The organism is Haliscomenobacter sp. (genome assembly GCF_040403615.1).
GTDB lineage: Bacteria > Bacteroidota > Bacteroidia > Chitinophagales > Saprospiraceae > Haliscomenobacter.
The window spans coordinates 1-13,556 of sequence record NZ_JBBAKG010000043.1 but is presented as its reverse complement, the minus strand read 5'-3'; the positions used below and the strand labels follow the sequence as shown (position 1 = coordinate 13,556).

Genomic DNA, 13,556 nt, shown 5'->3' with positions numbered 1-13,556 from the left:
TTAGTAACCCACCATTTTAAAAGCGGGTTACTAAATTATTCAAGGGATGGGTATCAAATCTTTTAATTCACAAACATCACCCCTTTCTCCTTGGCCATTTGGTTGATTTTGTATAAATTATTGTCGATGGTGGTTTTGAGTTTGGATAATTCCTGGTCCACCATTTGGCTCAATTTGCTGCGCACTTCCTCCCCTTGTTTGGTCGGTCTAAAATCCCCCTGAGCCTGTTCTACCATCAAGTGTGCCAGTCGGTTGTTGAGCTTGATGCCATAGTTGAGCGGGTCTTGTACGCTTTGGTTTTTAGTTTGGTGGATGGTGTTTTCGATGACGATGAGTTCTCCCTCAAACTTCTTGATGGCGTCCAGAATGTCTTTGTTTTTTTCCTCGCTGCCCATCTTGTTTTTGAGGTAATTCAGGTCCTCCTTGATTTTACGGATGTTGATGATGCCTTCATTGGCCTCGCTGACCTTATTGCGTACTTTCATCAAAAACTCAAACTGCGCCTGAAAATCTTCCAGTGTGGTATTCAAACGTGGGTCTTTGAGGATCTCGAAAGGCTGGGTTTGCACTTGTCCATTCACCGTCAGGCGCACCTGGTATTTGCCCGGAACGGCCTTTGGACCCTGGTTGGGCGAGCCATAAAAGACCATACCAGGGAAGGTTTTGTACCCAGGATAACGCAGGTCCCATACAAAACGGCCACCTCCAGCTTTGACCGTGATCAGATTCAATTTGTCCTTGGCTTTGGTGCTAAACGTGCGGATCGTATCTCCGTCGCTTTCCAGAATGTCGATTTTTACTTCCGCGTTATCGTCCAGTTTTTTGATGAAATAATGGATCATCAAGCCGTTGGGGTGATTTTCGCCTTCCAGTTTGGGGTCTCTTTTGCTGCTACCCGCCATGCGGTACGTGGGCATGGGTTGATACAGCATGACATCCTTGGCCGCTATTTCGGCATTGAGCTGGTGCAGTGGCGTCAAGTCATCGATCAGCCAAAAACTGCGACCATGGGTGGCGGCAATCAGGTTGTCGTTTTTGACCACCAAATCAGCGATGGGCACAGGTGGCAAGTTAAGTTGGAGTTTGCTCCAGTTTTCGCCATCATCAAAGGATACCCACATGCCTTTTTCGGTGCCAGCATACAACAAGCCTTTGCGCTTGGGGTCGGCGCGTACTACCCGGACGAATTCGTCTTTGGGGATGCCCTTGGTTGTCACCGTCCAGGTTTTGCCGTAATCCAGGGTGCGGTAGATGTAGGGTGTGTAATCGCCAAATTTGTAGGAAGTAGCCGCAATGTACGCCTCGCCCTTCACGAATGGACTGACTTCCACTGCGTTGATCATGTTGAGTTTTGGCGACATGGGCGGAGTGACGTTTTTCCAGTTTTTGCCGCCATCCACGCTGACATGCACCAACCCATCGTCCGATCCTGTCCAGATTTCGCCTTCGGTATAGGGCGATTCGGTAGCTGCAAAAATGTTGGCGTAGTATTCTGCTCCGGTATTGTCCTGGGTAATCGGCCCACCGGAAGACTTGATGGTCTCTGGATCTGCGCGGGTTAGGTCAGGACTGATCACTTCCCAGCTTTCGCCACCGTTCAAACTCATGTGCAGGTGATTGGAGCAAGCGTAGAGCTTTTTAGGGTTGTGCGGACTGAAAAACACCGGATAATTCCAGTTGAAGCGGTACTTCATCACTTCTGCGCCAGAACCGGCGGGCAGGTCAGGATGCACGTTGGTCGAGCGTTCCTGGCCCGTTTCCAGATTCTGCATGGTCATATAGCCCTTGTAATCGCCGCCGAAAACAACTGCATCGTTGAGCGGATCGGGTGCCAGGTGCGCCGACTCACCAATTGCCAATGCGTCCCAATCTTTTTCGGTTACGGCATTGCCATTGGTGCGGTGCGGAATGCGCACGCTGGTATTGTCCTGTTGTGCGCCATAGATGCGGTAAGGGAAATGATTGTCGGTCGATACGCGGTAAAACTGCGCGGTGGGTTGATTGTGGTAAGTCGTCCAGTTGTTGCCGCCATCCAGGGAGATTTGTGCGCCGCCATCGTCGCCGATGATCATGCGTTTGTTGTTGTCGGGATCGATCCAGAGGTCGTGATGGTCGCCGTGGGGGGCATTTTTGAGTTCAAACGTTTTGCCGCCGTCTTTGGACACGCCGTAGCTCACGTTCATCACGTATACCAGGTCTTCGTTTTGCGAATCGGCATAAATGCGGCAGTAGTACCAGGCGCGTTGCAGCAGCCCCCGGTCTTGATTCAGTTTGGCCCAGGTGGCGCCTGCGTCATCGGAGCGATAGACCCCGCCTGCATCCTGGTTTTCGATGATGGCCCACACCCGGTTGGAATTTTGGGGCGAAACGGTCACACCAATGATGCCGTTGGTGCCCTTGGGCATGCCGATTTTGTCGGAAAGGTTTTCCCATGTATCGCCGCCGTCGGTGCTTTTCCAGAGTTTGGAGTCGGGGCCGCCGCTGTCCATGCGGTAGCCATTGCGGGTCATGTTCCAGGTGCTGGCGTAGAGGATGCGCGGGTTGTTGGGGTCGAGGATGAGGTCGCCCGCCCCCGCTTTGTCGTTGAGGTAGAGGATTTTTTTCCAGGTTTGACCGCCATCGGTGCTACGGAATACGCCGCGCGTTTCGTTGGGCTTCCACAAATTGCCCATTGCGGCTACGTACACCACGTCTGGGTTTTTGGGGTGCACCCGAATGCGGGCAATGTGGCGTGAATCCTGCAAGCCGATGCTTTTCCAGGTAACACCAGCGTCGGTGGAGCGCCAAAGGCCGGCCCCGGAAGCCACGTTGTTGCGCAGGGTTTGCTCGCCCTCGCCGACGTAGATCACGTTGGGATCACTTTCGGCTACGGCTACAGCACCGATGGAACCGCCAAAGTACTTGTCGCTGATGTTGTCCCAGGTCTGACCTGCGTCTTTGGTGCGCCATACCCCACCGCCCACGGTGCCAAAGTAAAACAGGTTGGGGTTGCCGCGTACGCCCGTGACGGTGCAAGAACGCCCGCCGCGAAAGGGGCCGAGTTCGCGCCAGCGGAGGCCGGAGTAGAGCGAGGGATCAAAAGTGGTCGCTGTAGTTGACTTGTTCGTTTGCGCTATGCTTAATGTGCTGAGCAAGAGAGCAATGCCCAAAAAGAGAATGGATCTTTTCATTTTGGTTAGGCTTAAAAGTGTTTGTGGGGTTTAAAATAGGAAATGGCTGGGAAAAAATGAAAGATCTTGGAGGGGAAAGTGGGAATGTGGGTTTTTTGAAAAAGTTGAAGGCATGTTTTTTATAAACTTTACCTACTGGATGTCTCTAAATAAATTTTTGCCCCACTACTAATATAGGTTTATTTCAGGAAAATCCAAGAGAGGGGATGAGCAGGGAGTGGAGAAAATGGATAAAACCAAAGGTTATAATAGGAGGGATTTATTTCGGGTAGGATTGCAGCTTCGCTGCTTATTTTTTCCACCACCTAAGGCACCTAAGGCTCACTTTAGAAGATACTGAATGTTACTCTTAGGTGAATCTTAGGGGTCTCAGGTGGTGGAAAGAAAACAGCGAAGTTGTCCTAAATTATTTCTAAGGCATTATTAATGCTGCTTCTTTTTCAATCTATCAGCAAACTCCTTCCGGAATTTGGTCACTTTTGGGGTGATCACAAAGGTGCAGTAAGAGTTGCGGTCGCCAACCAGACTGTAATAATCCTGGTGGTAGTCTTCAGCAGGATAGAAAACAGTAAAGGGCTCCAATGTAGTCACCACTGGATTGTCCCACAAAGTAGACGCAACCTCCTGGATAGATTTTTCTGCAATGGCCTTCTGCGCTTCACTGGTGTAAAAAATGGCCGAACGGTACTGTGGCCCGGCATCTGCACCCTGCCGATTGAGGGTGGTAGGATCGTGCGTACTCCAGAAGATGCGCAAAATATCTTCAAGGACAATCACTTTGGGATTGAAGGTAACTTGTACCACTTCGGCATGCCCGGTAGTACCAGTACATACTGCGCGGTAATTGGCTTCCGCCTCGGTACCACCAGCGTACCCGGATTTGACCGAATAGACGCCTTCTACTTCCTGGTAAATGGCTTCTACACACCAGAAACAGCCACCTGCCAGGGTGATCACTTCTTTTTCTTCGGTGGAAATTTTATCTGTTTTCATATCACTGGTTTGTGCATTAATGCGCGCTTGGTTTTGACAAGCACTCGCAAAGAAAAGGAAACCCAGACACAGGGCAAAAAGTTTGATTTTCATAACGAAAGATGTTGGTAAGTAATGTCAATTTAGCACTGAACCGTTCCTTAGGTGCTTAATCCCAGAATTGGTATCGAGTTATGTAACGAAGAGAATCCCATTTCGGTTTTAGGCAAAATTTGCAAACGGTGGGGTGGCGACATTACTCAGTAGCCACCAGATAGGGCGAGACGCGTTTTCTCCAGGGGGAAAAGTATGCTGCTTTCGTAGTTGGGGTTCATTTTGTGCAAAAAAAGCGCCAGTGCTTCTTTTTTTCTTTCGGTGAGTGGGTAGCTGATGTATTTGGTAAAGTAGGTTTTTAAATCAAAATCCGGCTGAGTCGGCAGTAGATAGATCAGTTCGGGGATGTAATCCAAACCCGTTTTTAATGCAGCATTGAAGCGTTGAATAAAGGCAGGATCTAGCGGGCGGGTGCTGACCCAGGCCGCAAATACAAAAGGCAATCCAGTATGCTTCGTCCAGGCTTCGCCCAAGTCGTATACAAAGGGGTATTTGGATTCCAGTCCCATGGTACGGTCGCCGATCAGGAGTGCACCCGTGTCGCCTTCGATCTGGGTTTCAAAACCCGGTTTTGCAGGCAACAACTCCACGTCTACCTTCCAATATTCCCGGATCAATATTCGAGCCAATTCAACTGAAGTTCGAGAATGGTAATCCAGGTAAATCCGCTTTAGTTGATCAAGTGGCTTTTTAGCATAGATGCATACGGTTTTGACCATTCCTTCGGCACCAATGCAAAAATCGGAAACGATGTAGGCATTGCCCAATTCGGGGATGATGGCCACGGGCACCAGCCCCAAATCTGCCTCACCTGAGCGCAGTTTTTCGGCACAAATCGAGGGAATATCCAATTGTAGATCGAGCTCTGTCGCAATTGGGCTTTTGAACAAACCATATAATAATGGCTTGGTATTCAAATAACTGACTGCGGTGACCCGAATTTTAGTGTCCATGTTGTGGTTTATACGCTGGTCTTAAACTCCAGATGGCTGAGGCTATTTTCCAGCTCAAAGTGAAACGCTGCGCCATCGTAAATGGCTTTGTATAAGCCGGTATTGGCGTGTTTAAAATGATCCATTTGTTGCAATGGCATGTCTTTCAGCACGCACATCAGGCAACGCATGGCCCGGCCATGGCTACAAATCAGGATTTCTTTTTCTGGTCGATTGCGCAAGTGTTGAACAAAGGTTTGGATGCGATTGGCCAAATCTTGTGCACTTTCTCCGCCATCAATTCGAGCATGATAGTTGCCTGCTTTCCAATGGTTGGTCATGTTGGCATATTCTTTGTGCATCTCCGGCGTGCTGGTTTTGCCTTCATGGCTGCCCCAGCTGATCTCGTTGATCTCCGGCCACTGCTCCCAGGGAAGTCCCAGGTTAATAAAGTTTTCCACCGTTTGGTGGGTACGCTGAAGTGCAGAAGTAAGCACCACTTCAAACGGATGGTGTTGGTAGCGTTTGAAAAAAGCTTGTGCCTGGTGTCTACCAAATTCGTTGAGTTGCGTATCTACGCCACTGCCCTGAACGATGCCATTGCGGTTGAGGTCGGTTTCTCCGTGGCGAATGATGAAGATGTTTTTCATTGGGTTGATGGGGTTTAGGGTCAATTGTTGACTACAGGCAAATCCAGGTAACCCCGGAATTGATTGTCTTCCTCAAAAGCAAAATCGGTGTAATCCTGTACAACATTGTACAAGGTATCGCGCTCGATGGGGCGACGACCTACACTGCGAATCAAGCTGACCAGATCACGGGTGTTCATCGCTGGCGTTTGCTCTTCCGATCCAGCCATCGAATAAATCTTAGTGGTGTCATCGATGGTGCCGTCGATGTCGTCTACACCAAAAGACAGCGCCATTTGAGCCACGCTTCTGCTGATCATCGGCCAGTAGGCCTTGATGTGGCCAAAGTTGTCGAGGTAAATCCGACTGATGGCATAATTGCGCAAATCTTCGATGGTGCTTACCTCTTCGAGGTGCGACATTTCATTGTCTTTGTTTCGGAACTTGAGCGGAATGAAGGTCTGGAAGCCACCAGTTTTGTCTTGCAATTTGCGCAGCTCATCCAGGTGGTGGATGCGGTGGCTGTAATTTTCGATGTGGCCATACAGCATGGTCGCATTCGAACGCTTGCCCAACTCATGCCAGATCTCGTGCATCCGCAGCCATTGCTCACCGGTGCATTTATCGCCCGCAATTTGCTCGCGAATTTCGGGGTGGAAAATCTCTGCACCACCGCCAGGCAAGGAATCGACCCCTGAATCAGAGATGATTTTCATGCCTTCTTCGTAGCTCAATTTGGCCTTTTTAAAAATGTAATGGTATTCTACCGGAGTAAGTGCTTTGACGTGCAACTCCGGACGGTGCGCCTTTATTTTTTGAAACAACTCCACATAAAAAGGCACGTCGTACTGCGGCAATACGCCACCTACAATGTGTACTTCGGTAACGGGTTGATCATCGTACTTGTATACAATGTCCAACATGTCTTCCATGGTGTACTCCCAACCTTCAGACCGCTGCTTGATGAGGCGAGAATAGGAACAGAACTTGCAAGTGTACACACAAAGATTGGTCGGCTCAATGTGGAAATTGCGGTTGAAATAAGTGTTGTCCCCTTGTTTTTGCTCCCGAATGTAGTTGGCCAAAATGCCCAGGTAAGCCAATTCAGCTTCTTCGAAAAGCAAAATACCCTCTTCAGGGCTGATTCTTTGCTGTTGGGCAACTTTTTCAGCGATATCGCGCAAAGGCTTGGATAAAGATGGATCCCGAAGTAAGGTTCCCAATGTTGCAGTGGATGACATGAGCGTATGTTGAACTTGTTTGCAAATATAACAAACTTTCTGAAGTTTCAGTTTTGATTGAAAGGTAGTATTTTAAAAACTGCACAAAAGTACGTGTAAAAGTTTATAATTATTTCATCCAAAACACTCTTGAATCTACTTCGAAGCAGTTTATCTTTGGGTATGCTTTCGATATTGATTCCAATTTACAACTGTGACGTTTCCCATCTGGTGGGAGAATTGCGGCGCCAAGCCGAAACTTTAGGCGTTCATTGCGAAATTTGCTTGCTGGACGACGCTTCCGAAGCATCTTTTCAAATTTGCAATCGGCAATGGACTCAAAAAATCAACATCCGCTACGAAGAGTTGCCGCAAAACATTGGCCGCGCTGCAATCCGCAATCGCCTGGGCAGTATGGCCAAATTTGAGTATCTACTGTTTATGGACTGCGATTCTGGGATTGTGGTACCCAACTACCTCGAAACCTACGTAGCGCACCTGCAAGCAGACCGTTTGTTGTACGGCGGAAGAACGTATTTGTCCAAGCCACCCGCCGACCCGCAATATTTACTGCACTGGCATTACGGTCGGCAACGCGAGCAGCAGGATTTTACTGCCCGGCAAGCTGAACCCTACCATGCTTTTATGACCAATAATTTTTTGATTCCTCGGGAAATATTTCAAAGCATCGCTTTCGATGAGCAAATCCGCACGTATGGCCATGAAGATACCCTGTTTGGAGCTGAGCTGGCCAGGAAAGGCATCGAAATCCTGCATTTGAACAATCCATTGCTGCATTTGGGTTTGGAAACCAATAGTGTATTTTTGGAAAAAACGGCTACAGCGGTGCAAAACCTGGCCCTTTTGCACCAAAATGGAAAATCTGCCAGCACCCGACTCTCACAAACTTACAATAAACTCCGAAAAATGCGATTGGTACAAGCCGTGGGACTTGCCTTGCAGCCCTTGCGTCCATTTTGGATCTCGCAATTGACCCAGTCTTCCCGCCCCAATTTGCGTTACCTCGATTTGTACAAGTTGAGTTTGTACATCGAGGCCATGCGTTCTTGAGTGTATGTTTGGAATTGTAAAACCCGATTTTTTTCCATACTAGGCAAAGACAGCATTTGTTCTATATTTGCGCAGTTTTTTAAATTTTATGTACCCACGATGGCATTTGCATTTGTGGGCTCAAAACAAAACGCAAGTATCTTATGGCAAAGCTCAACTTTGGCGGCGTAGAAGAAAACGTGGTTACCCGCGAAGAGTTCCCGCTTGAAAAGGCTCTGGAAGTATTGAAAGATGAAACCATTGCCATCATCGGTTATGGCGTTCAAGGACCAGGGCAAGCGCTTAATTTGCGCGACAATGGTTTCAACGTTATTGTAGGTCAGCGGAATCCCTCCAAAACTTGGGATAAGGCGATTGCCGATGGTTTTGTACCTGGAGAAACCCTATTCAGCATTCAAGAAGCAGCTGAACGCGGTACCATCATACAGTACTTGCTGTCTGATGCCGCTCAAATCGCCATCTGGCCAACAATCAAGAAAGCCCTGACGCCGGGTAAAGCCCTTTATTTTTCTCATGGCTTTGGCATCACTTACAAAGAACGCACCGGCATCATTCCTCCAGCTGACGTTGATGTAATTTTGGCTGCGCCAAAAGGTTCTGGTACAAGTTTGCGCCGTCTGTTTCTGGAAGGCCGCGGATTGAACTCCAGCTACGCCATCCACCAGGATGCAACTGGCCGTGCCAAAGACCGCGTTGTAGCGATGGGCATTGGTATTGGATCTGGCTACTTGTTTGAAACAACGTTCCAAAACGAAGTATTCTCTGACCTTACTGGCGAACGGGGTACATTGATGGGCGCTATTCAGGGCATCTTTGCTGCACAATACGATGAATTGCGCAAGCGTGGACACAGTCCTTCAGAAGCATTCAACGAAACGGTAGAAGAATTGACCCAATCTTTGATGCCTTTGGTTGCTGAAAATGGCATGGACTGGATGTACGCCAACTGTTCCACCACTGCTCAACGCGGTGCATTGGATTGGTGGAAAAAATTCCGCGATGCTACTGCACCTGTATTTAAAGAATTGTACGATAGTGTAGCTTCAGGTGAAGAAGCACAACGCTCTATCGACTCCAATAGCTTGGATGATTACCGCGAAAAACTGGAACTGGAACTTGCTGACCTCCGCGATAGCGAAATGTGGCAAGCCGGGAAGGTTGTACGTGGCCTTCGTCCTGAGAAAAATTAACTTTAAGCAGTCAGCTATCAGCCTTCAGCTATCAGCCTTCAGCTATCAGCCTTCAGCAATTGGTAAAATTAGCTGATAGCTGACTGCTGAAGGCTGAAAGCTGACTGCTGATAGCTCAAAGCTGACTGCTGAAGGCTGAAAGCTCAAAGCTTCTCCCGCTCTTCCATCTTCCGCTTCACCATATAATAGGTATCTACCTGTGAGCGGCAAGGGAAATCGCTCTCCGCCTTGTTTCGTTCGTTCGACAGGTTTTTGTCCAAAACTCTTCCTTTTACGTTGTCACTGAGTTGGATTTGCAGGTAGTCCAGGATGTCGCCTTTGACTTCAGGGTCATAAATTGGAAAGGCCGTTTCGATGCGGAAACTCAGGTTGCGGGTCATCCAGTCAGCGGAAGACAAGAACAGTTTTTCTTCGCCTGCGTGATGGAATACAAAAACCCTGGCGTGCTCCAGGTAGCGATCTACGATGCTTATTGCCTTGATGTTTTCGCTGTATCCTTTAATTCCTGGAACCAGGGAACAAATTCCGCGCACGATCATCTGAATATTTACACCAGCCCGGCTAGCTTCGTAAAGCTTTTCGACCATGGGGCGATCCTGAATGCTGTTGATTTTGATGATGATGTTGGCGGGCTTGCCTTTTTTGGCTTGCCCAATTTCAAAGTCAATCAATTGCTCGATGCCCGAACGCAGGTTGAATTGACCGACCAAAAAATACTTAAATTCTTGCTGAGGGACTTTTACGGTTTCCAAAAAGGTAAAAATCCTTGCTACCTCAGAAGTCAGGCGGGTATCCTTGGTGAAAAACCCAAAATCACTGTATACTTTGGCCGTATCTTCATGGAAATTACCCGTAGACAAGTAGGAATACAAGGCAGCTCCAGTGCTTTCCATCCGTCGAACCAACGCAAGTTTGGCATGTACCTTCACTCCGGGAAAGCTGTAATGCACGTGTACACCTGCTTTTTTCAATTTTTCTCCCCAACTCAGGTTTGCTTCTTCGTCAAATCGAGCTTTGACCTCAATGAAAATAGACACCTGTTTGCCATTCTCTACAGCATCCATCAAAGCCTGCAAAATCTGTGAGTTTTTCGCCACCCGGTACTGGGTTATTTTGATGTGGGTGACCAAGGGGTCTTTGGCTGCTTCTTCAAAAAAACGCAGAACGCTGGCATAAGACTGATACGGATAATTGAGCAGGCGGTCTTTTTCGCTGATTTTGGCGAAAATGTCGTTGTCTTCATTTTCCAAAATCTTGTACGCCAGGATAGGTAAAACCGGATTTTTCAAATCATTCAAACCAAAATCCGGGAATTTAAAAAAGTCAAAATTATTGTGGTACCGACCTTCCCGCAGGGTATCGTTTTTTTCCAGTTCGAAAACTTCCTTGAAAACGGTCAACATCGCATCGGGCATTTCTCGGTCGAACACAAAACGGGAAGTGGAACCTACGTGCCGTTTGGTCAAACTGCTGCGGATTTTTTGCAATAAATCGCCCGAAAATTCATCATCGATGTACAACGCTGCATCACGGGTCAGTTTAATGGAAAAAGTATCTTCTATGGCATACCCTGGAAACATCCAGGAAACACTGTGCCGCACGATGTCGTCCAACATGATCATATCGTGTCTGCCAGGTGCAGAGGGGGGCAATTGGATAAAGCGGGGCAATTGATCAGAAGGCATTTTGACCAAGGCGAATTCATCGTCTCCACCTGGATTTTCGATGGGTTTGAGCCATAAAGTGAGGTACAAAGCCGCGTTGTTCAAAAAAGGGCGAATCCTTTTTTGGTGCAACAATACCGGCTGTACATAAGGAAGCATGTTGTCCTTAAAGAAGGCTTCTACAAATTGCTGCTGTTCTTCATTGAGGCTCAAACGCCGCACTAAATAGATTTTATGGTCTTTCAGCTCTGGGAGTATTTTTTCCTCAAAGACCTTGCTGAATATTTCCTGCTGAAGATTGACGATGCGTCGAATTTCCTTAATCGCCGATTTTGGATCGTATTCCAGCTCCTGTTTGGTGCTTTTGTTGACCAATACCAGGTGGCGGTGGTAAGCCATCCGCACTTTGAAATATTCGTCAAGGTTGGAAGAGTAGATGGCCAGAAACTTCAAGCGCTCCAAAAGCGGAACACTGGAATCCATTGCTTCCTGAAGTACACGGTAATTGAAAGACAACCAACTGATATCGCGGTGAATATAGGGCAATCCATCTTTGGTCTCCTGAAACTCCTTGAGTGGTTTTAAATCGATTGAGGTCACAGTCAATATTTTATTCTTGAACAGGCGTAAAAATAGGACATAAAGCCAGAAGACAAATTAAATTGTGGTTAATTAATTGCCAGCAATCGCATCCATCTTCTCTGTTTTAGTGCATTTCATCTAAAAAAAAATAGAGCTCCGTCCATTTTACTTATTTTTCCACAGTCAATAAAAAGTTAACTATGAGTCAGTTTTTCAAAATGTTTTTTGCCTCTTGTTTAGGGGTGTTGGTTGCATTGGGTGTGCTTTTTCTGGTTGGAATTGGGATCATCAGTGCGATCGCAAGTAGTGCCGAAAAAACAGAGCACATCAGCCCCAATAGTGTATTAAGGTTGACCTTTGATCAGGTGATGCCTGAGCAAACCAATAATGTAGAATCCACTTCATTATCGGATCTAAAAAAATCAAAAATCCTCGGCGTTCACGATGTGGCGGATGCCATTCGTCGGGCTGCCGATGACGACAATATCAAAGGTATCCTGCTGGAACCTGAAATGGCCAGTTTGAATGGTTTTGCCACTGCCCGCATTCTGCGTCAAGCGGTGGAAGACTTCAAGAAAAAGGGGAAATTCGTCGTTGCGCACGGCAAGTTTTTCATGAGGGGCAGTTATTATCTGGCTTCGGTAGCCGATCAAGTATACATCAACCCCAGTGGCTATGTTGAAGTCAATGGCTTTGCCGTTCAGACAATGTTCTACAAACGGCTGTTGGACAAGCTGAACATCAAAATGCAGATTTTCTATGCCGGTAAATTCAAAGGTGCTACCGAGCCCTATCGATTGGAAAAGTTCAGTCCTGAAAACAAACTTCAGTATCGTGAATTTTTGAGGGACTTTTACGACATTTTCCTGAGTGACATTGCCAAGAACCGTAAAATGAGCATTGCCGAATTGCGCAATGTGGTCGATCAAGGCTTGGCGAATAGCCCCGAGAATGCCGTGAAATACGGCCTCTTTAACAAGGTGATTTACCGCCAGGAACTCATCGATGAATTGCGCAAAAAACTGGGTCTGGATGAGGATGAAGAGGTGAAATTTGTCAGCATCAATGAATTTGACGCGGCCAAACCTGGCAAAAAGAACTACAAAGCCAGCAATAAAATTGCCGTATTGTACGCCGAAGGCGCGGTATTGGATGGCAAAGGCACCAATGGTACCATCGGCGACAAACGCTACATTAAGGCCATTGAAGACATCCTGGATGATGATAAAATCAAAGCCATTGTTTTGCGGGTCAATTCTGGTGGCGGAAGCGCTCTGGCCTCTGAAAACATTTGGTACGCCCTCACCAAGGCCAAACAAGCCCACATCCCATTGGTGGTATCCATGGGGGATTACGCTGCTTCAGGGGGATATTACATCGCCTGCATGGCCGATTCCATCTATGCAGAACCCAATACGATTACGGGCTCTATTGGGGTGTTTCGGATGATTCCCAGCATTGAAAAAATGATGGCCAATAAGCTGGGCATTACCATGGACTCGGTTAAAACCGGCCCATTTGCTACCGGAATAACCACCCTTTTTGACATGTCAGAAGAAGAAGCCAAACGTGCCCAAGCTTCTACAGAAGAATTGTATGACCTGTTTCTCAAGCGTGTTGCCGATGGCCGCCACATGAAGAAGGAAGCCGTTCATGAAATTGCCCAAGGTCGGGTGTGGAGTGGCCTGGATGCGAAGAAAATAGGGCTGGTAGATAAAATTGGTGGCTTGGATGCGGCCTTAAAATCAGCTGCCAAACTGGCCAAAATCAAAGACTACCGCACCGCTGTTTACCCTTTCATCAAAGATCCCTTTCAGCAATTCCTTGAAGAATTTATGGGTGAAGGATCGGATGATGAGGCCAAAATGGCGAAAGTGGTTCAAAAAGAATTCCCGGAATTGGCTCAAGTCTACGATTTTTACCGTCAGACCAAGGCTTCTCGCGGATTTCAGGCGAGATTGCAGGTCATAGTGCCATTTTAAGTACGGTTGACCAATAAAAATAAAATCCTC

The 13,556-nt window shown here is 47.5% G+C and carries 9 protein-coding genes; 3 read left to right on the top strand and 6 right to left on the bottom strand.

What is annotated here, in order from left to right:
* Positions 1 to 62: 62 nt before the first annotated feature.
* From ABW391_RS15125 to ABW391_RS15105, 5 genes are all read right to left on the bottom strand, one after another.
* A complete protein-coding gene (locus tag ABW391_RS15125; protein ID WP_353482728.1) occupies positions 63 to 3,170 on the bottom strand; it encodes a VPS10 domain-containing protein in 3,108 nt (1,035 codons plus the stop codon).
* A 423-nt stretch (positions 3,171 to 3,593) separates the two neighbouring features.
* Positions 3,594 to 4,163 carry a peptide-methionine (S)-S-oxide reductase MsrA gene (gene msrA, locus ABW391_RS15120; protein ID WP_353482727.1) on the bottom strand — a complete coding sequence of 190 codons (570 nt, stop codon included), beginning with the start codon at positions 4,161 to 4,163 and terminating at the stop codon, positions 3,594 to 3,596.
* Between the two features lie 239 nt (positions 4,164 to 4,402).
* Positions 4,403 to 5,209 (bottom strand): menaquinone biosynthetic enzyme MqnA/MqnD family protein, encoded by an 807-nt coding sequence (locus ABW391_RS15115; RefSeq protein ID WP_353482726.1) that lies wholly within the window; start codon positions 5,207 to 5,209, stop codon positions 4,403 to 4,405.
* An 8-nt stretch (positions 5,210 to 5,217) separates the two neighbouring features.
* The gene (locus ABW391_RS15110) at positions 5,218 to 5,838 is read right to left on the bottom strand and encodes a histidine phosphatase family protein (RefSeq protein ID WP_353482725.1); all 621 of its coding nucleotides are present in this window, start codon (positions 5,836 to 5,838) and stop codon (positions 5,218 to 5,220) included.
* A 20-nt stretch (positions 5,839 to 5,858) separates the two neighbouring features.
* Entirely contained in the window at positions 5,859 to 7,058 is a 1,200-nt protein-coding gene (locus ABW391_RS15105; protein ID WP_353482724.1) for a CofH family radical SAM protein, read from the bottom strand.
* Positions 7,059 to 7,220: 162 nt separating this feature from the next.
* Here ABW391_RS15105 and ABW391_RS15100 point away from each other — a divergent pair, with 162 nt between their 5' ends.
* A complete protein-coding gene (locus ABW391_RS15100) occupies positions 7,221 to 8,108 on the top strand; it encodes a glycosyltransferase family 2 protein (RefSeq protein ID WP_353482723.1) in 888 nt (295 codons plus the stop codon).
* A 143-nt stretch (positions 8,109 to 8,251) separates the two neighbouring features.
* Positions 8,252 to 9,298 carry a ketol-acid reductoisomerase gene (gene ilvC / locus ABW391_RS15095; RefSeq protein ID WP_353482722.1) on the top strand — a complete coding sequence of 349 codons (1,047 nt, stop codon included), beginning with the start codon at positions 8,252 to 8,254 and terminating at the stop codon, positions 9,296 to 9,298.
* A 143-nt stretch (positions 9,299 to 9,441) separates the two neighbouring features.
* Here the strand turns inward: ilvC and ppk1 are convergent, their stop codons facing one another.
* Positions 9,442 to 11,562 (bottom strand): polyphosphate kinase 1, encoded by a 2,121-nt coding sequence (gene ppk1, locus ABW391_RS15090; RefSeq protein WP_353482721.1) that lies wholly within the window; start codon positions 11,560 to 11,562, stop codon positions 9,442 to 9,444.
* A gap of 182 nt (positions 11,563 to 11,744) precedes the next feature.
* Here ppk1 and sppA point away from each other — a divergent pair, with 182 nt between their 5' ends.
* Positions 11,745 to 13,526: a signal peptide peptidase SppA gene (sppA, locus tag ABW391_RS15085; protein ID WP_353482720.1), complete on the top strand. Its 1,782-nt coding sequence runs from the start codon at positions 11,745 to 11,747 to the stop codon at positions 13,524 to 13,526.
* Positions 13,527 to 13,556 lie beyond the last annotated feature (30 nt).

What these genes read in the sequence shown, in the direction of transcription:
- ilvC (WP_353482722.1), top strand. Translation starts at nt 8,252, where the DNA reads ATGGCAAAGCTCAACTTTGGCGGCGTAGAAGAAAACGTGGTTACCCGC.
- ABW391_RS15125 (WP_353482728.1), bottom strand. Translation starts at nt 3,170, where the DNA reads ATGAAAAGATCCATTCTCTTTTTGGGCATTGCTCTCTTGCTCAGCACA.
- ABW391_RS15115 (WP_353482726.1), bottom strand. Translation starts at nt 5,209, where the DNA reads ATGGACACTAAAATTCGGGTCACCGCAGTCAGTTATTTGAATACCAAG.
- ABW391_RS15105 (WP_353482724.1), bottom strand. Translation starts at nt 7,058, where the DNA reads ATGTCATCCACTGCAACATTGGGAACCTTACTTCGGGATCCATCTTTA.
- ABW391_RS15100 (WP_353482723.1), top strand. Translation starts at nt 7,221, where the DNA reads ATGCTTTCGATATTGATTCCAATTTACAACTGTGACGTTTCCCATCTG.
- ABW391_RS15110 (WP_353482725.1), bottom strand. Translation starts at nt 5,838, where the DNA reads ATGAAAAACATCTTCATCATTCGCCACGGAGAAACCGACCTCAACCGC.
- sppA (WP_353482720.1), top strand. Translation starts at nt 11,745, where the DNA reads ATGAGTCAGTTTTTCAAAATGTTTTTTGCCTCTTGTTTAGGGGTGTTG.
- msrA (WP_353482727.1), bottom strand. Translation starts at nt 4,163, where the DNA reads ATGAAAACAGATAAAATTTCCACCGAAGAAAAAGAAGTGATCACCCTG.